Source organism: uncultured Roseibium sp. (assembly GCF_963675095.2).
Classification (GTDB): domain Bacteria; phylum Pseudomonadota; class Alphaproteobacteria; order Rhizobiales; family Stappiaceae; genus Roseibium.
In genome coordinates this window covers 23,689-42,123 of record NZ_CAXXSJ010000071.1, presented here as the reverse complement: position 1 = coordinate 42,123, position 18,435 = coordinate 23,689, and the positions used below count along the sequence as shown (strand labels likewise).

18 protein-coding genes and 2 pseudogenes are annotated in these 18,435 nt (G+C 62.5%); 10 read left to right on the top strand and 10 right to left on the bottom strand.

Translation table 11 applies throughout. The annotated features are described in order from the left end of the window. Positions 1–133 precede the first annotated feature (133 nt). Positions 134–783, bottom strand: a pseudogene (locus ABIN98_RS28375) (ribonuclease HII). 44 nt (positions 784–827) lie between these two features. After that, a pseudogene (locus tag ABIN98_RS28370) lies at positions 828–1,963 on the bottom strand (PA0069 family radical SAM protein). A 112-nt stretch (positions 1,964–2,075) separates the two neighbouring features. Here ABIN98_RS28370 and ABIN98_RS28365 point away from each other — a divergent pair. From ABIN98_RS28365 to ABIN98_RS28355, 3 genes are all read left to right on the top strand, one after another. Further along, the gene (locus tag ABIN98_RS28365; RefSeq protein WP_346915549.1) at positions 2,076–2,768 is read left to right on the top strand and encodes a glycosyltransferase; all 693 of its coding nucleotides are present in this window, start codon (positions 2,076–2,078) and stop codon (positions 2,766–2,768) included. A gap of 93 nt (positions 2,769–2,861) precedes the next feature. After that, entirely contained in the window at positions 2,862–3,743 is an 882-nt protein-coding gene (locus tag ABIN98_RS28360) for a DMT family transporter (RefSeq protein ID WP_346915547.1), read from the top strand. A gap of 153 nt (positions 3,744–3,896) precedes the next feature. Further along, a complete protein-coding gene (locus ABIN98_RS28355) occupies positions 3,897–4,370 on the top strand; it encodes a RidA family protein (protein WP_346915545.1) in 474 nt (157 codons plus the stop codon). A gap of 57 nt (positions 4,371–4,427) precedes the next feature. Here the strand turns inward: ABIN98_RS28355 and ABIN98_RS28350 are convergent, their stop codons facing one another. Both ABIN98_RS28350 and ABIN98_RS28345 read right to left on the bottom strand, forming a co-directional pair. Next, positions 4,428–5,873, bottom strand: coding sequence for a carnitine 3-dehydrogenase (locus ABIN98_RS28350; RefSeq protein WP_346915543.1), 1,446 nt, complete (start codon positions 5,871–5,873; stop codon positions 4,428–4,430). Beyond that, positions 5,870–6,793 carry a 3-keto-5-aminohexanoate cleavage protein gene (locus ABIN98_RS28345; protein WP_346915541.1) on the bottom strand — a complete coding sequence of 308 codons (924 nt, stop codon included), beginning with the start codon at positions 6,791–6,793 and terminating at the stop codon, positions 5,870–5,872. Before ABIN98_RS28345 ends, ABIN98_RS28350 begins: the two co-directional genes overlap by 4 nt. Positions 6,794–6,899: 106 nt before the next feature. Here ABIN98_RS28345 and ABIN98_RS28340 point away from each other — a divergent pair, with 106 nt between their 5' ends. Then, positions 6,900–7,820, top strand: a complete 921-nt coding sequence (locus ABIN98_RS28340) for a GlxA family transcriptional regulator (RefSeq protein ID WP_346915539.1) — start codon at positions 6,900–6,902, stop codon at positions 7,818–7,820. Here the strand turns inward: ABIN98_RS28340 and ABIN98_RS28335 are convergent. Together ABIN98_RS28335 and dctP are read right to left on the bottom strand one after the other, a co-directional pair. Further along, positions 7,817–8,254: a type II 3-dehydroquinate dehydratase gene (locus tag ABIN98_RS28335; protein WP_346915537.1), complete on the bottom strand. Its 438-nt coding sequence runs from the start codon at positions 8,252–8,254 to the stop codon at positions 7,817–7,819. The genes ABIN98_RS28340 and ABIN98_RS28335 overlap by 4 nt on opposite strands. Positions 8,255–8,407: 153 nt before the next feature. Beyond that, on the bottom strand, positions 8,408–9,394 hold the full coding sequence (gene dctP, locus ABIN98_RS28330) for a TRAP transporter substrate-binding protein DctP (RefSeq protein WP_394701651.1): 987 nt from the start codon (positions 9,392–9,394) through the stop codon (positions 8,408–8,410). Positions 9,395–9,567: 173 nt separating this feature from the next. Between dctP and ABIN98_RS28325 the strand changes: the two genes are divergently transcribed. Beyond that, on the top strand, positions 9,568–10,257 hold the full coding sequence (locus tag ABIN98_RS28325) for a GntR family transcriptional regulator (RefSeq protein ID WP_394701650.1): 690 nt from the start codon (positions 9,568–9,570) through the stop codon (positions 10,255–10,257). Positions 10,258–10,303: 46 nt separating this feature from the next. Further along, on the top strand, positions 10,304–10,990 hold the full coding sequence (locus ABIN98_RS28320) for a GntR family transcriptional regulator (protein ID WP_346915533.1): 687 nt from the start codon (positions 10,304–10,306) through the stop codon (positions 10,988–10,990). Positions 10,991–11,229: 239 nt separating this feature from the next. Here ABIN98_RS28320 and ABIN98_RS28315 read toward each other — a convergent pair whose 3' ends face one another. After that, complete coding sequence (locus tag ABIN98_RS28315) at positions 11,230–12,138, bottom strand: LysR family transcriptional regulator (RefSeq protein WP_346915531.1); 909 nt, start codon at positions 12,136–12,138, stop codon at positions 11,230–11,232. A gap of 119 nt (positions 12,139–12,257) precedes the next feature. Here ABIN98_RS28315 and ABIN98_RS28310 point away from each other — a divergent pair, with 119 nt between their 5' ends. Continuing rightward, the gene (locus ABIN98_RS28310) at positions 12,258–13,121 is read left to right on the top strand and encodes an NAD(P)H-binding protein (protein WP_346915529.1); all 864 of its coding nucleotides are present in this window, start codon (positions 12,258–12,260) and stop codon (positions 13,119–13,121) included. Between the two features lie 234 nt (positions 13,122–13,355). Here ABIN98_RS28310 and ABIN98_RS28305 read toward each other — a convergent pair whose 3' ends face one another. Continuing rightward, a complete protein-coding gene (locus ABIN98_RS28305; RefSeq protein ID WP_346915527.1) occupies positions 13,356–13,685 on the bottom strand; it encodes a transcriptional regulator in 330 nt (109 codons plus the stop codon). Positions 13,686–13,764: 79 nt separating this feature from the next. Here ABIN98_RS28305 and ABIN98_RS28300 point away from each other — a divergent pair, with 79 nt between their 5' ends. After that, the gene (locus ABIN98_RS28300) at positions 13,765–14,961 is read left to right on the top strand and encodes an MFS transporter (protein WP_346915525.1); all 1,197 of its coding nucleotides are present in this window, start codon (positions 13,765–13,767) and stop codon (positions 14,959–14,961) included. A 3-nt stretch (positions 14,962–14,964) separates the two neighbouring features. On the opposite strand, the gene ABIN98_RS28295 is transcribed toward ABIN98_RS28300, so the two are convergent. Together ABIN98_RS28295 and moaB are read right to left on the bottom strand one after the other, a co-directional pair. Continuing rightward, on the bottom strand, positions 14,965–15,693 hold the full coding sequence (locus ABIN98_RS28295; protein WP_346915523.1) for a spermidine synthase: 729 nt from the start codon (positions 15,691–15,693) through the stop codon (positions 14,965–14,967). Positions 15,694–15,767: 74 nt separating this feature from the next. Further along, the gene (moaB, locus tag ABIN98_RS28290) at positions 15,768–16,325 is read right to left on the bottom strand and encodes a molybdenum cofactor biosynthesis protein B (protein ID WP_346915521.1); all 558 of its coding nucleotides are present in this window, start codon (positions 16,323–16,325) and stop codon (positions 15,768–15,770) included. Positions 16,326–16,509: 184 nt separating this feature from the next. Here moaB and ABIN98_RS28285 point away from each other — a divergent pair, with 184 nt between their 5' ends. Together ABIN98_RS28285 and ABIN98_RS28280 are read left to right on the top strand one after the other, a co-directional pair. After that, complete coding sequence (locus ABIN98_RS28285; protein WP_346915519.1) at positions 16,510–17,730, top strand: PLP-dependent aminotransferase family protein; 1,221 nt, start codon at positions 16,510–16,512, stop codon at positions 17,728–17,730. A gap of 42 nt (positions 17,731–17,772) precedes the next feature. Next, the gene (locus ABIN98_RS28280; RefSeq protein WP_346915517.1) at positions 17,773–18,423 is read left to right on the top strand and encodes a ceramidase domain-containing protein; all 651 of its coding nucleotides are present in this window, start codon (positions 17,773–17,775) and stop codon (positions 18,421–18,423) included. Positions 18,424–18,435: the final 12 nt, after the last annotated feature.

Below are 18,435 nucleotides of genomic sequence, written 5' to 3'. Positions count from 1 at the left end.
GAGTTACGGTTTGTCGGGAGGCCGTTCACCCCCCTCTGTCCGTTGACACGGACATCTCCCCCTCAAGGGGGGAGAGGGGAACAAGCCGCGTGTGAGGGCCCCTACTGTTCAGCCACGAGTATGCAGAGGCGCCTTACTTGGCAGCCGCTTCCCGCACCGGCCTGAACGACATCCTATGGTGCGGGGAGGGACCGAGTTTCAAAAGCGCTTCCTGGTGGGCCGGGACGCCATACCCTTTATGGGCGGCGAAGCCGTAGCCGGGGGCAAGCGCGTCGAGGCGGACCATCATCCGGTCCCGCAGCACCTTTGCGACGATCGAGGCCGCGGCAATGGCGAGACAACGGCCGTCACCCTTGATCAGGTTCTGTCCCGGCTGGTTCAGCCCCGGTGGAACATCGCGCCCGTCGACCAGCACCATTTCCGGCGCGACCGCCAAACCGTTCACGGCGCGTCGCATTGCCGAAAGGGTCGCGCCTCGGATGTTGAGCCGGTCGATCGTCGTAGGGCTTGCGGTCGCGGCGCAGACATGGGCCGACGAACAGATCTCATCGAACAGCTGTTCCGTTTCGCTTCGGTCAGCTTCTTGGAATCGTTCAGTCCTGCCGGCAGGTTGTCGTAATCGAGAATGACGGCAGCCGTTGCCACAGGCCCGGCCCACGGCCCGCGTCCGGCTTCGTCGACGCCTGCGAGCCGGTAATGGAAACCGGCGGCATGGGACCGCTCCAGGGCTTCGTCGGGACTGTCGGGAAAAGGAAGATCGAAAAGACTGGGTGGCTTGCTCATGTGCCGACCATGCCAATGGCCCGTCGGCTAGACAAGATCGCGGTTCAAAACAGATCCAGTTGCACCCCGCCTTTTTGCGGCGAGACGAAACTTTCCGTGTCGAGCTTTTTCCGCCGCCCGTTGAGGCCGAGCCGTTTCGCGGCCAGGGAAAACCGCTTGGCGATCTGGTCGGCATAGGGGCCCTTGCCCTTCATGCGCTCGCCCCACTTGGCGTCATAGTCCTTGCCGTTGCGCATGGAGCGGATCAGGTTCATCACATGCCGGTAGCGGTCAGGCCGTTCGCGCAGGAGCCAGTCGCGGAAAAGCTCGGAGACTTCCAAAGGAAGACGCAGCAGGATGAAGCCGGCGGATGTGGCGCCGTGTTCGCAAGCCGCCTCCAGGATCGCCTCGATCTCGCTGTCGTTCAGGGCCGGGATCACTGGCGCGATCATGGCCGCCGCCGGAATGCCGGCCTCAGACAGCTTCTTGATCGCCTGAAGGCGCTTGTGCGGAGCGGACGCCCTCGGTTCCATGGCCCTGGACAGCTTGTGGTCCAGGGTGGTGACGGAAAGCGCCACCTTGACCAGGTTCCGCTCCGCCATGCGCGACAGGATATCGATGTCGCGGGTCACGAGCGCGGATTTGGTGACGATGCCGACCGGATGATTGCATCGGTCCAGCACCTCCAGCACCTCGCGCATGATCGCGTATTGCTTTTCCAGCGGCTGGTAAGGATCGGTGTTGGTGCGATTGCGATGGTGCGTGGCTGGTAGTTCGGCCTCGACAGTTCCCGCTCCAGCAATTCGGCCGCATTCGGCTTTGCGAACAGCCGGGTTTCGAAATCGAGCCCCGGCGACAGCCCCATGAAAGCATGTGTGGGCCGGGCGAAACAATAGATGCAGCCGTGCTCGCATCCCGGTAGGGGTTGATGGAGCGGTCGAAGGAAATATCCGGCGAGGTGTTCCGGGTGATGATGGTGCGCGCCCGTTCCTCCTGGGACCGTGGTCTTCAGGGGCGGCAGATCTTCCCCGCTGTCCCAGCCGTCATCGAAGGAAACGGTTGCCAGCGGCTCAAACCGGCCGGACATATTGAGCCCGGCGCCGCGGCCACGGCGAAGGTCGGGCCGCACGACCGGCCCGGCGTCGGAAAGAGCGGCTTCGCCCTGACTGTCGAATTCTTCCGTAACGGCATGGAGTTGCATTTTCGAATCCGGGACAGATTGCATGAGAACATAATGAGAACATTAATCAGAAAATGCCGAAACTCAAGGGGGTCGTCTCGCGCTTTGCGCGAAAACACGCTAGAAGAAAGGCATGATCAGCGTCATCATACCGACATTGAATTCCGAGATTGTGCTCGCCCACACATTGGCGGCTCTCGTTCCGGCCGCGGCCGAAGGCGTCGTACGCGAAGTGATCGTGGTCGATGGCGGTTCTTCCGACAATACCCATGTGATCGCCGATGCCGCCGGATGCGACTGGTGCTCGGACAAGGGGCCGCGCAGCCGGTTGCTCGAAGCAGGCGCCAACCGCGCCAAACGGGGGGAGTGGCTCTTGTTCCTCTCCGCGGACACCGTCCTCGAGCCAGGCTGGTTTCACGAGGTTCAGGCCTTTATCGAGCGGGCGGAGCGCTCCGGCAGCGCCGACCGGACGGCTGCGGCCTTCAAACTGAAATTCGAGGCCTTCGGCCTGGGCGCGCGCTTGTCGGAGATACTGGCGTCACTACGTTCGCATCTGCTCGGAATGCCATACGGCAACCAGGGCCTGATCGTTTCCAGGCGGTTCTATGCCAAGCTCGGCGGCTATCGCCCCTTGCCGGAAATGGAAGATCTCGATCTGGTGAAACGGATCGGACGCCGGCGCCTCGTCTGTCTGCGGGCAGCGGCGATTTCCTCGGGGCGGCTGGACGAGCCGGGCCTCCTGTCGTCCATCCGCCGCTCGATCGCCCGTTTTTGCGTCGGCACCCTGCGCGTGCCGCCGAAGCTCGTGCTGCGCATCCACGGCTGAAGCATGGCTTCCTCTCTCTGAGAGTGAAACCGGCTTGTTACGTTCCCTTGCCGGTGATTAGGTGTTCCTCCCTTTCAAGAGAGGAGATGCACTGTGAGCACGGCCAATGCAGGGGTGGATAGGACGGCGACCGCGGGCATCCTGTTCATGTGTGTCGCCGTCGTCTTGCTGTGTGTCAGCGACGCCATCGCCAAGGCGTTGACCGCGCATTATTCGCCGCTGCAGATCCTTTTTCTGCGCAACATCATCGCCCTGCCGTTCTCCATGGTGATCGCCTGGAAAGCGGGTGGAATCGCCGCCCTGCGTTCTCACCGACCTGTCATGCATATTCTGCGGGGGCTGATCTGGATCGGCGCGGCCGGAACCTTCTTCACCGGCCTCAGGTATCTCGGCCTGGCCGAGGCGACGGTGCTGGCCTTCGCGGCTCCGGTCTTCATCACGGCCCTTGCGGCTCTCGTGCTGAAGGATCCGGTGGGCTGGCGGCGCTGGTCGGCGGTCCTGGTCGGCTTTGTCGGGGTTCTGGTCGTGGTCCGCCCGGGTCTGGACGCGTTCCAGATGGTATCCCTGTTTCCGGTCGCGACCGCTATTCTCTACGCGGTGCTGATGCTGTCGGCCCGCTTCGTCGATCCCCGCGAAAGCGTATGGACGCTGATGCTCTATCTGGTGGGCGCCGGTGCGGTGGTCAGCGCCCTGACGATGCCCTTCGTCTGGGTCCCTGTCCGGCCAGAAGACATCTGGCTGTTCCTGGGGATCGCGTTCTTCGGCACCATCGGCGTCACCATGCTGACCCAGGCCTTCCGGCTCGCGCCGGCGGCAACCGTCGCGCCTTTGGACTACACGGCCCTGATATGGGCAAGCCTGATCGGCTGGCTCGTCTGGGGTGAGATCCCGGACCTCGCCACCTACCTCGGTGCTGCGATCATCATCGCCAGCGGCATCTTCATCATCTGGCGCGAGCGGAAATTGGAGGGGTAGGGGGCCGTTACAGGCCGTGCGCTGCGCGTTGACCAGAAATGCGTTGAACGGTCCATGCACTCATTCGTGGCGGCGTCCCGAAGAACGGCTTTTTGCTGTTGTGCGGAACCCTGCAGTCGCTATCAATACGACCGAGAATTTTGGAGGGGCGTCATGAGTTCGATTGAACAAAAAATTGCAGCAATGGGAATCCGGCTTCCCGAAGCGCCTCGTCCGCTCGGGAACTTTGCACCTTACCTGGTGGACGGGGACTATCTCTATATTTCCGGGCAGATTTCCGTGGGGCCGGATGGTCAGGTTCTGAAAGGAAAACTTGGTCAGGACCTTGCGCTGGAAGAGGGAATTGAAGCCGCCCGCTATTGCGGAATCGGTATCCTCGCGCGCGCCAAGGCAGCAGTCGGCGATCTCGACAAGATCGAGAAGCTCATCAAGCTGGGCGCGTTTGTGAACGCCACCCACGATTTTCCTGATCATCCCAAGGTCGTGAACGGCGCATCCGATCTGATGGTCGAGATATTTGGAGCGGAAAAGGCCGACCATGTTCGTTTTGCTGTTGGCAGCGCAAGTCTGCCCTCAAACGCGGCTGTCGAAATCGAGGCGGTCTTTCGCATCCGGCCTGATCGGTAACGTTCGCTCTGGATCGTTCCGTCCGATTGCAGCCATGGCCGCTTGACGGACGGCGGTTCAGTTCCTGGCAGATGGCTGGCCTATAGAACGGCCGCTTCCCTCGGCCGCTAGCCCAGCGTGGGCCGTCGCAAACCGCTCCAGCGCTTCTGCCACCTCCGGCTTGGGCGGACAGGCCTTGCGGGCGGCGAGATCCGTGTGCAGCAACAACGTCTCCACGGTGGCGGCCAGCGTGCCATCGCCGCGCCAAAGCCGGTGGAACAGCTGCATCTTCTTAGCCATTCCGGAAAGCACCTGGGTGGTGACCGTGAGGCGATCGTGCGCTTTGACCTCGTCCAGGAAACGCAAATGGGTTTCCACGGTGAAATAACTGAAGCCTGAGGCCACATAGGCCGCATCCGCGCCGATCATCTCCATGAACCGGTCGCTCGCCTGAGAGGCGGCTTCCAGATAGCGGGTCTCGTTCATGTGGCCGTTGTAATCGGTCCAGCTCGCCGGCACCTGCCGCGCCACCGTGACCGGGAGAACGCGATAGTCGCCACCCGTTTCCAGCTTGTCCTCATGGGCACGGATGACACCGCCGGCACCGCTGCCACTGCGCCGCAGGGACCGGACCATGCCGACGATGTTGTCGTCGCGCAGCCGCTCCAGCTCGCGGATCGTTCTGTGGCCGGACTGGGCGTCGGACTGGCCGGCAATCAGGTCGACCAGCTCGTCCGTGAACTCCGGCACGTCCATCAGTTTGGTCCAGGGCCAGGAAAGGGCCGGGCCGAACTGGGCCATGAAATGCTTCATGCCGGCCTCGCCGCCGGCGATGCGATAGGTCTCGAACAGGCCCATCTGCGCCCAGCGGATACCGAACCCCATGCGGATCGCCTCGTCGATCTCTTCCGTCGTCGCGATCCCGTCCTTCACCAGCCACAGGCTTTCCCGCCAGACCGCTTCGAGCAACCGGTCGGCGATATGGGCATCGATTTCCTTGCGCAGGGTGAGCGGGAACATGCCGACGCCGCGCAGGATGTCGGCCGCTTGCGCGCACGTTTCCGCTGCGCCGACCAGTTCGACCAACGGCAGCAGATAGACCGGGTTGAACGGATGGGCGACGACGGCGCGCCCACCCTTGGCATTGAGGTCCGACGGCTTGAAGCCGGAGGTCGACGAGCCGATGACGGCCTCGGTGGGGGCTGCAGTCTCGATCGCGGCAAGCACGGTGTGCTTCAGGTCCAGTCGTTCGGGAATGCTCTCCTGCACCCACGTTGCCCCGGCGACCGCCCCGGGCAGGTCGTCGTGAAACGTCAGCGCCCCTTCGGCGGGCAACGCGCGGTCATAAAGCGCGGGCAGGGACCGGCGCGCATTGGCGAGCACCTCGCCGATTTTACGTTCCGCGTCCGGATCCGGATCGAACACCGAGACGTCCCAGCCGTTGAGGAGGAAACGCGCGGCCCAGCCGCCACCGATGACGCCGCCGCCGACGATCGCCGCCTTGGCGCGCGCTCCGCCGGTCACGAGGAGGCTCCCTTCGGCGCACGCTTTTCAAGGCCGAGCCTGTCGCGCACCGCCTGCGGTCCGATCACTCGCGCGCCCATGTTTTCAATCACGGTCACGGCCCGCTCGACCAGTTGCGCGTTGGTGGCAAGTACGCCCTTGTCGAGCCAGAGATTGTCTTCCAGTCCGACACGGACATTGCCGCCGGCAAGCACGGAGGCTGCCACATAGGGCATCTGCTCCCGGCCGAGGCTGAAGGCGGACCACGTCCAGTCTTCCGGCACGGCGTTGACCATGGCCATGAAGGTGTTGAGATCGTTCGGCGCCCCCCAGGGCACGCCCATGCACAGCTGAACCAGCGCCGGCGAGGCCAGCGTGCCTTCAGACACAAGCTGTTTGGCAAACCACAGATGGCCAGTGTCGAAGGCCTCGATCTCCGGCTTGACACCGAGCTCCGTCATCATCGCGCCCATGGCGCGCAGCATGCCGGGCGTGTTGGTCATCACGTAGTCGGCCTCGGCGAAGTTCATGGTGCCGCAGTCGAGGGTGCAGATTTCCGGCAGGCACTCGTCGATGTGAACCATGCGTTCCGAAGCGCCGACCATGTCGGTCGCCTGATCGTTGAGCGGGAAGGGGGCCTCTGCGGAGCCGAAGACGATGTCGCCGCCCATGCCGGCCGTCAGGTTCAAAACCACGTCGACCTCGGCGTCGCGGATCCGGTCGGTCACCTCGCGGTAGTAGTCCGGGCGTCGTGAGGGAGCACCGGTTTCCGGATCGCGCACATGGCAATGAACGACCGCGGCGCCGGCCTTGGCGGCGGCAATCGCGCTGTCGGCGATCTGCTTCGGGCTGCGGGGCACGTGCGGCGAGCGGTCTTGCGTGCCGCCCGCGCCGGTGACGGCGCAGGTGATGAAGACCTCCCGGTTCATGGCAAGCGGCATGGGGTTCTCCCGTTTCCGATTGATGTCTTTCGGCAAGGATAGGTTGGGCGAACAGATATTTTTTGTCCTATGATGCCATCAGATTATCCAATCAGGACAATAATCGATGGCTCGCATCACCTTCCTGCTGTTCGACGGCTTTTCCAACATGGTCCTGTCCTGCCTGCTGGAACCGCTGCGCGCCGTTCGCGACCAGACCCGGGCGGAGATCGCCTGGCAGGTGATCACGCCGAGCGATGCGTCCGCGATCAGCTCGAGCGGGCTGAGTATCGCCGCCGATACCGCCTGGCGAGATGCCGGGCGGTCGGACATGCTCGTGGCCGTTTCGGGCTACGGATTCCGCGACCATGCCAATCGCGAAACCGCGCGGATGCTGCGCGTCCTTGCGAGACAGAGCGACATCGTTCTCGGCGCCGACACGGGCGCCTGGCTTATGGCCGATGGGGGGCTGCTGAACGATCACAGCGCCACGATCCACTGGACGGTTCTTTCCGATTTCGAGGAGCAGTATCCGGATGTCCGGGTGAGGTCCGACCGCTATGTGAAGACGGGCAGGCTCTGGACGTGCGGAGGGGCGTCCTCCGCGCTCGACCTGATGCTCGCCTTCATTTCCGAGCGCTTCGGGTCGGCAAGCGCATTCCTGGTGTCGACCATGTTCCTGCAGGACGCTGAACGGCCGCAAGGCGAAGAGCGCGGACCGGGTATGCTTGCGGGCAGGGGATCTGCCCGACTGCGCCAGGTCGTCAATCTGATGGTCGAAACCATCGAGACGCCTTTGCCCCTCGTCAAACTCGCCGACCGTGCGGGGCTTTCGGTCCGCTCGCTCGACCGGTTGTTCCAGGAGGAACTCGGCATGGCGCCCGGACATTATTATCAAATGATACGACTGTCCCATGCGCGCGAACTGGCCGCGGGCACGCGGTTCACCCTGCGCGAGATCGCCCTGCGCTGCGGCTATTCGGATGCGGCGGCGCTGAGCAAGGCCTTCCGGCGGACCTTCGGTCATCCGATCCGGAAATCGCTCTAGGCGGCAATCAGCTCCTTCATCGCCCCGACCGCGGTCTTGTATCCGGACGGGCCCAGCCCGGCGATCACGGCCGTGGCGACCTTCGACACGAGCGAGTTGTGATAAATCGCGTCGCGCCGGTGGATGTTCGAGATATGTAGCTCGATGATCGGACCCGGGAACATCTTCAAGGCATCAAGGATCGCGATCGAGGTGAAGGTGAAGGCCGCCGGGTTGATGATGATGCCGCCGGCCGGAGCGTCGATGGCTTCATGCACCCATTCGATGATCTCGTATTCCCGGTTGGACTGGTGGAATTCCACCGGCGTGGAGCCTGCCGCCTCGCGGCACATCGCTTCGACTTGTGCCAGGGTCGTATGGCCGTAGATCTCCGGCTCGCGGGTGCCGAGCCGGTTCAGGTTGGGACCATTCAGGATGTAGATGGGATTTGCCATTGGGCACTCCGGAAAGAGCTGGAGATGCGATTTCCGCCGCCCGGTTAAAGACCGGACGGACGGATGCGCGGATTGTCTGTCTGAAGGTGATGCCGACAGAAAACGCGCGGGCAGACGCAAACCTGCCCGCGCGGGTCGAGTGGCCTCAGCTCATCACTGGATGGCGTTGATCCGGTCGACGATGCCTTCCGGCCAGTCTTTCGCCAGATCGGACTTCAGGTACTTGTCCTGGGCAAAGGCCCGGAAAGCGTCCACGTCCGGCTTATAGATCTTCAGGCCCTGTTCCTCGAAGAAGGAACCGAGTTCCGCCTCGCGGTTGAGGTGCTGCTCGGTGCTCCAGGCAATGGCGCTGTCGGCAGCCGACTGCACCTTCGCCTGCTGTTCCGGCGACAGCTTGTTCCAGGTGTCGAGCGAGATCGACAGAAGGTCGTAACCGACAAGGTGGGACGTCAGCACGATCTGCTTCATGACTTCGTAGAACTTCATGTTCTGGACGTTCGGGAACGGATTGTCCTGACCGTCGATCACGCCGTTCTGCAGGCCGATATAGACCTCGCTGTAGGCCATCGGCACCGGGTTGGCGCCGAGCGCGCTGCCCATGAACTGCCAGGCTTCACCGCCCGGCATGCGCAGCTTGACGCCACCCATGTCGGCGGGGGTCTTGATTTCCTTGTCCAGATTGAGACCGACCTGGCGGACGCCGAAATAGGTCGGGCCGAGGATCTTCACCTTGAGCTGTTCCTCGACCATCCCGGTCATTTCTTTGCCGATGTCGCTGGCGAAGAACTTGCGCAGGTGATCGGAGTCGCGGAACAGGTAGGCCGAGGTCAGCACCGACCATGCCGGGATCTGCTTGGCGATATCCTGGGGCGCGATGTTGCCCATCTCCAGGTTGCCGCGCTGCATGGTGACCAGTTCAGTGCCCTGCTTGAACAGCGTGCCGCCGTAATAGCCGTTGAACGTGAATTCGTCGCCGATGCCTTCGGCGAATTTCTTCATCATCTCGGCGCGAATGTCCTGCGGCGAGAAGACGGCCGAAAAGTTCAGTTCCATCTTGTCTTGTGCCGAAGCGGTCGCGCCCGGCGCGATAAGGGCCGCGGCCACACCGGCGGCCAGCAGCGTGCGTCTCGTGAATTCCATCATGGCTGTTACCTCCCAAGCCAAATGTTCACGACGGTTAATTTCCGTCACCGGGAGTCGTGCCATTAGACGAACTCAATTTCAATGGGTATTATTAAAAATCTCATAGATTATTGTTTTTATCCTTTCTGTGCCGCTTGCCGGGACGGCGGGAAACTGCAAAGAAGGGGTCCATGAGAACCGCCGAAATCGCAACGCCCGACATGTCCGTCGAAACGCCCGGAGAGATCGCCTACCGGCAGATCCGGCGCGATATCGTCTTCGGCACGCTTGCGCCCGGGGCCCGGCTGCGGCTGGACAGCCTGAAGGCTCCTTACCTGGTGAGCGTCAGCACCCTGCGCGAAATTCTCAACCGGCTGGCGTCCGAGCGCTTCGTGGTGGCGGAAGGCCAGCGCGGATTTCACGTGTCGCCGGTGTCTCAAAGGCATTTCCGCGAAGTCGCCGGCATGCGCGAACTGCTGGAAGCTCATGCGCTCCAGGAAGCCTTCCAGCGCGGCGACCTGGAATGGGAAGCGCAGGTGGTTGCCACCCATCACAAGCTCGCCCGCATGGAAGCGCTGATGGAGGCCGGCGACCGGGACAAGACCGAAGCCTGGAAGCGTTACGACCGCGAGTTTCACGGCGCCCTGATTTCGGCCTGCGGTTCCAAGGTTCTGATGGAGGCGCATCGCCGGGTCTTCGACCATTTCCTCCGCTACCAGATCGTGGCCGTCATCTACCGCGGACAGGCCGCCGGCGACGAACACCGCCGGCTTCTGGTCTGCGCGCTGGAACGCGATCACGAAACGGCGGTGAAGATCCTCGCAGGGCATATCGAAGCCTGCGTCGAACACACACTGAGCAACGGGCAGTTGGCGGCATGACCCATTCGACGCCCGACCTTGTCCCGCCTGTGCACGGAGCCTGGTCGTGAAACGGGACGCGCCGCCAACGGCCGATCAGGCCGTTCCGACCGTCGGCGAAGGCGCCTATCGCCAGGTCCGCTCCGACATCATCTTCGGCAAGCTGCTTCCGGGGCAAAAGCTGCGTCTTGAGAAACTGAAAACCGCCTACGGCGCAAGCGTCAGCACCCTGAGGGAAATCCTGAACCGGCTCGCCTCCGAAGGGCTGGTGGTGGCCGAAGGCCAGCGCGGCTTCCAGGTCGCCCCGGTCTCGGCGGACAACCTGCGGGAAACCGCGGACCTGCGACTGCTGCTGGAAACCCACGCGCTGGAACAGTCGTTTGCCTCAGGAGACGTGGACTGGGAAGGCCGCGTGGTTGCGGCCCATCACCGGCTGAAGGCGCTCGAAGCCAGGATGCGCGACGGCGACCGCGGCGATATCCAGGCCTGGAAACGTTATGACTGGGAATTCCACCAGGTCCTGATCTCCGCCTGCGGCTCCGAACTCCTGATGGAGACCCACGCCGACGTCTTCGACAAATACCTCCGCTATCAGCTCCTGGCGCTCTCTTACCGTGGCGATATCGCGGCGGAAGAACACCGCCTGCTGCTGGAACACGCGCTGGAGCGCGATGCGGCTAAAGCCTGCGAGGTCCTCGCGCGTCACATCAGGGGTGGGGTTGAGCACGCGTTGGCGACGGGGACGATTGGCTGAGGTTGTCCTCTAAATTGTTCTGATGCCCTACGAGGTGCGGTGAGGGGGCGTCATTTGTTCGCCGGACGTTCGCCGTTCTCGGCGGTAAGGGCTGAGGCAAGGGGTTAAAATCGGGTAGTCAAATAGTTTGCAACAAATGGCCGGAATAGGGCCGGTTGCCGACTGTCCGCTTCAGAAAAATTCGCCGTTAATGCGGACGTTCAACACCCAAATATTGTCGCTTCATAATAGGTCGCATGTCATTTGTGCCGCGCCGAGTTTTTACAAGTCTCGATAAAGGCCCTTAACGGGGTTGAGGCGTAACGGCTCGGATAATAAAGACGCGGCCCATTCTGCGCGGGCCAATAGTTCTGCAGGATGGGAACAAGCGTTCCGCTGGCAAAGTCGCTTTCAAGCCAGTTGCGAAAGGCGCCGATAATCCCCAAACCGCTTCGGGCATAACTTAGCCCCGTATTCAAGGCGTTCACGCTCAACGTGAGCCTTGTGACGGCGTCCACTTCGACTGTCTTGTCTCCGTCTTTCAACACCCAGGGCAGAAGCCGCCCGTTCAGCAAGCGGTAGCGGATCGCGTCATGGAGAAGGAGGTCGGCGGGCGTTTGCGGGTGCTCGCGCTCTGCGAGGTAACCAGGCGATGCGGCGAGAGCGACCCACTGGATACGGGGACCCAACGGAATGGAGATCATGTCCTTTTCCAGACGTGCGCCATACCGGATACCTGCATCGCAACCCGCCGCAATGATATCGACAAGGTCATTTTCCACGACGATCTCGACCTCCACCAGAGGATGACGGCGCTGAAAATCTACCACCAGTGGCGGCAGGATATCCGGCATAACCGCGCCCGGGACGTTGAGTTTCAGTCGCCCGCGCACAACGTCCCTGGAATTTGCCGTTTCCATTACGGCCGCATTTACTTCCGACAGGAGTGGTGCAACACGCTCGGCTAACGCTTGTCCTTGCTCTGTGGCCATTACGCTTCGCGTCGTACGTAGAAGAAGCGGCACGCCAAGCTGCGCTTCGATCCGCGAGATCGTCGTACTGACTTTCGACGGGGCGACGTTGAGACGGCCCGCCGCGGCACGGAACCCGCCTTCGCTGAGGACCGCCAGAAAAATCGATAGGTCGCTGGGGGAAACATTGTTCTTCATGAAGAACAACCTATTCGAAAAAATGCGCGTTATCAAAACGATTGAGAACAGACAGTCTGTTTCCGAAGACAACGGTGGGCGATGCGCCTGCAGAGAAAACCAGCTTCAGGAGAAATTGAATGTTCATCGTCACCGGGGCCTCAGGCCAGCTCGGCCGCAGGATCGTGAGTAATCTGCTCAATCATGTCCCTGCCGAAAGGATAGGCATCAGCGCTCGCGATCCCGAAAAGGTTTCGGACCTGAAGGCGCTGGGTGTCCGTGTGCGCCAAGGGAATTATGATAACGCCGAAAGCCTGCGGTTTGCCTGGGAGGGGGCCGAACGTCTGCTGCTCGTATCCTCGAATGCGGCGGCGACGGGCGGCGATCCTCTGAAACAACATGCCACGGCGCTTGCGGTGGCGCGGGAGGTGGGTGTCGAACGGGTCTTCTACACCAGTCAGGTGGCGAGCTCCGCGACGTCTCTGTTTCCGCCCGGAAGAGTCCATGCCGCCACCGAAAACATGTTGGCAGAATCGAACCTCCGCTGGACCGCGCTTCGCCACGGCTTCTACGCCGCAAGCGCCCTTTCGATGAACGCCCGCGCCTTCAGAACGGGCGAAATGATCGCGCCTGAGGATGGCAAGGTGACCTGGACGACCCATGACGATCTCGCCGCTGTCGACGCCGCCCTGCTGGCCGGAGACGTTGTCATCGACGGACCGACCCCGCCTCTAACCAGCAGCCAGGCCCTAGACCTGGCGGAACTTGCTGAGCTGGCAGCTGAAATTTTGGGGCGGCCCATATCGCGCGTTTTCACAAGTGAGGAAAACATGGAGGCAAATGCGCGGGATGCCGGGATTCCCCAGGCCTCCATCGCCGTTATGCTGGGCTATTTCCATGCTGCGCGGGCGGGTGAATTCGCCGCGATCGATCCCGCTCTTGCCGAAATTCTTGACCGGGCACCTGTGGAGATGGATGCGTTCCTGAAAGCTGAACTTGGCTGACTGTTCGCCAGTCAGCGCAAGAGCTGCACATGAATGCACATTCCAGCAATGCGGGCATTTGTTGCCACCGGACGAATGTCCGTTCTCAAAGGTGATTTCGTTTTCATGAAACTCCGAAATGGGGACGCGAAGCGGACACCCGTTTGACGGGCGGCGAACACTTGCTTCTCGTTCCTGTCATCCCCTTAGACTTCGCTAGGCCACCTTGTCCAACGCTCGCTCCACCCATTCCCCTCAAGATGCATCCAGAACCACATCCAGCAGTCCCGGGAAACGTCTGTCCAGTTCCTCCCGGCGCAGGGACAGGAGCCGGCCGCGGCCCTTCGGTTCGTTGCGGATGACGCCGGCTTCGCGCAGGACCTTCATCTGGTGGGATTTCGTCGATTTAGGCAGCGAGGGATCCTGAAGGTGGCAGCGGGCCGCCTCTAGCGGCGTGTCCTTCAACTGCCGGACCAGCTCCAGCCGAGCCGGATCGCTCAGCGCGAAAAGAACCTTTGAAAGCTCGATTTCGTCTTCCGGCGGATGTTCCAGCGGATCGGGTGCGGATTTTTCTGACTTGCTCACGGTTCGAATATAGTTGAACCTTCGGCGGCAAGGAAGTATGTAATGGTTCGAAATTTTTCGAACCATTGAGAGATCCCGCATGTCCTATGCCGTTTCCGCCACATTGCCGCAGAGCCGGACCGGCTTTGTGGTCACGACCCTGGGGGCGCTGGCGATGATGGCGAGCGCCAGTGCGCCGTCGCCTTTTTATCCGGTGCTGCGGGCCGAGATCGGGTTTTCGCCCGCGCTCATGACCGTCGTCTTCGCGGTCTACGCCCTGGCGCTTCTCACCGCGCTTCTGGTGGCTGGGTCGGCGTCCGATCATGTGGGGCGGCGGCCGGTCCTGAGCCTGGGCTTCGCACTGCTCGCACTTGCCCTTTACGTCTTCGATCAGGCGACGACCGTGTCCGGGCTGATCCTCGCCCGCATTCTTCAAGGGGCGGCCTGCGGCCTGCTGGTCTCCACATTGCCGGCGACGATCACCGACTTCGAGCCGCGCGCCCGGCCGGGACTGGCGGCGGTGATCAACACCGTCGTACCGCTCCTGGGGCTGGCGCTGGGCGCTCTGGTCTCCGGCTTCTTCCTCGATCTCACCACAAGGCCCCAGGTTTTCGTCTTCGGCGGGTTCGTGGCGGTCAGTGGCGTCTTTGCCCTGGCCGTCTGGCTGTTTCCGGAAACGGCGCCGCGCCATGACGGCTTTCTGGCCTCGCTCAAGCCCCGGGTCGGCGTGCCGCCAAGCTCCCGCAAGGTCTTCTGGGGCAGCGCGCCGGCGCTGTTTGCCAGCTGGGCGACCGGTGGCCTCTACCTGTCGCTCGGAGCCTCCATCGTGGCGCAGGTGTTCGCCATCCACTCCGCCATCCTCCAGGGGCTGGTGATCACGGTGCTGACCGGCATGGGGGCGCTCGCCTGCCTCATCGCCCGCAACCGCTCCGGCCATGGCGTCATCCTCTACGGCACACTGGTGATGAGCCTCGGCACGGCCCTTTGCCTCGTCGCGCTGTGGAGCGGCAGCCTGACGCTCTACCTGGCCGCTCTGGCCTTTGCCGGCACCGGTTTCGGCACCTGCTTCTTCGGCGTGCTGCGCACGGTGGTGCCGACTGCTGCGCCTGACGAGCGGGCGGAACTCTTCGCCTCGATCTTCACGCTCAGCTATCTCTCCTTCAGCGTGCCCTCCGTCATCGCAGGGATTCTCGTTCCGATCATCGGGCTGAAGTTGACGGTGACGCTCTACGGAGCTGTCGTCATCGCGGGGGCAGGCACGGCCGGCATTCTGCGCTGGCGTCGGGGCGAGGCATGAAGCCTATGCGACCTGGGCCTTGCGGCCCAGATACACCGCCTGCGTGACCTCGCGCCCGTCCTGCAAGGGATTGGCAAAGACGACAGGCGCGGCCCAGGCCTCGGCGAAGGTCGTGCCGAGCAGAGACGTGATCGCCTCGTCCGGCGGCTCGTCGGACCAGAGTCCCACGACTCCGCCGGGTTTCAGAAACCGCTGCAAGGCGCGCAAGCCGTCGGCCGTGTAAAATCCTTTCGAGCCGCCATGGAGCAACCGCTCCGGCGTGTGGTCGATGTCGATCAGGATGGCATCGTATTGATGTCCCGGCCGGTCGGCGTCGAAGCCGGTATCGGAGGCCGCGAGCGCAAAGAAGTCCCCTTGCACCAGCCGGCAGCGCGGGTTGTCGGCAAGTTCCGTTTTCATGGGCACGAGGCCTTCCCGGTGCCAGCGGATCACCGGCTCCAGGAGATCGACCACCGTGAGAGCGGCAACGGTTTCATGGGCCAGCGCAGCCTGGGCGGTGTAGCCGAGGCCGAGCCCGCCGACCAGCACGTCCAGCCCGCCGCCGGTCAAGGCGGCAAGCCCTTCGTCGGCCAGCGCCACTTCGGACGCGATGAACAGGCTCGACATCAGATGCTCGTCGCCGAGCAGGATCTCGAAGACGTCCGTGTCAAGGGAGAGGATGCGCCGCCGGCGCAGGGAAATCGCCCCGATAGGCGTGGGGGCGTAGTCCAGTTCTTGGAATAAGGCGCTCATCCCCGCACCATGGCGGTAAACGTTCGCGCGGGAAAGGGAGGATCTGGAAAAGTTGGGTACCGACTGCCGGTCGTTCACGCTTCCCGGAGTTTGCCCCGCTTCAGGTGCTCGTCGAGGCGCGGCATGATTTCCACGAAATTGCAGGGCATGTGCCGATAGTCGAGCTGCCATTTCAGGATGCCGTCCCAGGCGTCCTTGCAGGCGCCGGGCGAGCCCGGGAGCACGAACAGATAGGTGGCATTCGCCACGCCGCCGATCGCCCGCGACTGGATCGTCGAGGTGCCGATCTTCTCGTAGGAGATCTGGTGGAACACGGTCGAAAAACCGTCCATACGCTTTTCGAACAGCGGTTCGATCGCCTCCGGCGACACGTCCCGGCCGGTAAAGCCGGTGCCGCCGGTGGAGATGACCACATCGATCGCCTCGTCCGCGATCCACGCCTTCACCACGTCCCGGATGGCTGGCACGTCATCGATGACGATCTTGCGGTCGGCGAGGATATGACCGTCCCGCGCAATCCGGTCGGCAAGGGTCGAACCGGACCGGTCCTCGTCCAGCGAGCGTGTGTCCGACACGGTCAGTACGGCGATCTTGAGCGGAATGAACGGGCGGCTTTCGTCGATACGGGACATGAAAATTCTCCTCTGGAAAAGACATAAGCGAGCGCGGAGCGACAATCCAGAGGTTCACGTACGAATTTCGAAATGCATGAAAATTACAAAAAATAGCCATTGAAAGACACAAACGAAAATATTAGGTAAGTGTCATTGACCTATAATATCAAACATAAGGTCGTCCTAAAAAGACGAAAACACCATGCAGGACTGGAGCCACTTGTTTGCCACGCGGTCGTCGCGGATGGCCGCATCCGAAATTCGTGAATTGCTGAAGCTGCTGGACCGGCCGGACATGATTTCCTTCGCCGGCGGTATTCCCGACCCGAAGCTGTTCCCGGCCGCGGCCTTCAGCGACGCCTATGGCGAGTTGTTCGCGTCCGCCACCTGCCAGACGGCCTTGCAGTATTCGGTAAGCGAGGGCTATCCGCCGCTGCGCAAATGGATCGCGGAGCGTATGGCGGAGCTCGGCATCCCTTGCGGCATCGACAACATCATGATCACCTCCGGATCGCAGCAGGCGCTGGATTACCTGGGCAAGCTGTTCCTGTCGCCCGGCGACACGGCGCTGGTTGGATGGCCGACCTATCTGGGCGCGCTTCAGGCCTTCAATGCCTATGAGCCGGCCTATGATCGCCTGCTGCCGGCGGCCAACCGGACCGCTCAGGACTATCGCGATAGAGCAGAGGAGAAGGGCGGAGCGGTGAAATTCGCCTATGGCTCCGCCGATTTCGCCAATCCGACCGGCCTGACCCTGGATCTGTCAGAGCGCGAGCGGATCCTGGACCTGGCCACCGAACTCGACATCGCGGTGATCGAGGATGCCGCTTACCAGTCCCTGCGCTATGACGGCGAGCCGTTGCCGCCGATCCTGGCGCTCGACATTGCCCGCAACGGCGGCATCGACAACACGCGAACGATCTATTGCGGCAGCTTCTCCAAGACCCTGTCCCCGGGCCTGCGCGTCGGCTGGGTTTGTGCGGCGGCCCCGGTCATCCAGAAACTGGTTCTGATCAAGCAGGCCTCCGACCTGAACTCGTCGACCATCAACCAGATCGTGATGGCGACGGTCGCCGAACGCGCCTTCGATGCTCAGGTGACCCAGATCCGCACAGCCTATCGCGCCCGCCGCGACTGCATGCTGGACGCCCTTGAGCAACACATGCCGGAGGGTGTGTCCTGGGGCCGGCCGGAAGGCGGCATGTTCATCTGGATGGAGCTGCCGGCGGGCGTCAATTGTGCCGACCTGCTCGCCCGCTCCATCGCGGAGATCAAGGTTGCCTTTGTGCCGGGCGGGGCGTTCTTTCCAGACGGGACCGGCGCCAACTGCATGCGTCTCAATTTCTCCGCGCCGAGCGAAGAGAAGATCAAGGATGGAATTGCCCGCCTTGGGCGATTGATTTCTGAAACCCTGTCCCGATAGGGTGCCGTCGACGCTACGTTGGATACGGGCAGCGAAAGGGAGATGACTTTGGATCTCGGCGAACAGGTTGATCGGTATTGCGAACGGCTCGGTCCGGAGTTCTGGGCCGAACCTCTGAATGCGGTCACCAATGCCGCGTTCCTGATCGCGGCGATTGCCGCTTTCCTCATGTGGCGGAAGAAGACGCCGGATGATCGGGTGGCGCTTGCCCTGATCGGCGTCGTCTTCCTGACCGGGATCGGCTCCTTCCTGTTTCACACCTTCGCGACCCGATGGGCGGGGATGGCCGATGTCATTCCCATCGTCGTCTTCATCCATTTCTATCTTCTGATCGCATTGAAGCGGTTCCTCGGGCTCTCCTGGGTGCTGGCCGGGGCGCTCGTCATCGGCTTCTTCGTCATGTCTCCGGGACTGGGTGAGGTCTGGGCGCCGATCGTCGGATCGTCGGCCTTCTATCTGCCGGCGCTGCTTGCGATCTTCGCGGTCGGGATTGCCTTCTGGCGGATCGACAACAGGCTGGGCCGGGATCTGCTTCTGACCGGTGTCCTGTTCGCCGTCTCCGTCACCTTCCGCGCGCTGGACATGCCCTTGTGCGCTGACGTTACGGCGGGAACGCATTTTTTATGGCATATCTTCAACAGTCTGGTGCTGTTTTCGCTTCTGCGGGTTCTCATTTTACACCGCAGCGGGTAATCCCTTTGTCTA

Coding starts and splice junctions, on each gene's coding strand:
- ABIN98_RS28280 (WP_346915517.1), top strand. CDS start 17,773: ATGACTTTGGATCTCGGCGAACAGGTTGATCGGTATTGCGAACGGCTC.
- ABIN98_RS28285 (WP_346915519.1), top strand. CDS start 16,510: ATGCAGGACTGGAGCCACTTGTTTGCCACGCGGTCGTCGCGGATGGCC.
- ABIN98_RS28310 (WP_346915529.1), top strand. CDS start 12,258: ATGTTCATCGTCACCGGGGCCTCAGGCCAGCTCGGCCGCAGGATCGTG.
- ABIN98_RS28300 (WP_346915525.1), top strand. CDS start 13,765: ATGTCCTATGCCGTTTCCGCCACATTGCCGCAGAGCCGGACCGGCTTT.
- ABIN98_RS28325 (WP_394701650.1), top strand. CDS start 9,568: ATGAGAACCGCCGAAATCGCAACGCCCGACATGTCCGTCGAAACGCCC.
- ABIN98_RS28315 (WP_346915531.1), bottom strand. CDS start 12,138: ATGAAGAACAATGTTTCCCCCAGCGACCTATCGATTTTTCTGGCGGTC.
- ABIN98_RS28295 (WP_346915523.1), bottom strand. CDS start 15,693: ATGAGCGCCTTATTCCAAGAACTGGACTACGCCCCCACGCCTATCGGG.
- ABIN98_RS28335 (WP_346915537.1), bottom strand. CDS start 8,254: ATGGCAAATCCCATCTACATCCTGAATGGTCCCAACCTGAACCGGCTC.
- ABIN98_RS28355 (WP_346915545.1), top strand. CDS start 3,897: ATGAGTTCGATTGAACAAAAAATTGCAGCAATGGGAATCCGGCTTCCC.
- ABIN98_RS28345 (WP_346915541.1), bottom strand. CDS start 6,793: ATGCCGCTTGCCATGAACCGGGAGGTCTTCATCACCTGCGCCGTCACC.
- dctP (WP_394701651.1), bottom strand. CDS start 9,394: ATGGAATTCACGAGACGCACGCTGCTGGCCGCCGGTGTGGCCGCGGCC.
- ABIN98_RS28340 (WP_346915539.1), top strand. CDS start 6,900: ATGGCTCGCATCACCTTCCTGCTGTTCGACGGCTTTTCCAACATGGTC.
- ABIN98_RS28365 (WP_346915549.1), top strand. CDS start 2,076: ATGATCAGCGTCATCATACCGACATTGAATTCCGAGATTGTGCTCGCC.
- moaB (WP_346915521.1), bottom strand. CDS start 16,325: ATGTCCCGTATCGACGAAAGCCGCCCGTTCATTCCGCTCAAGATCGCC.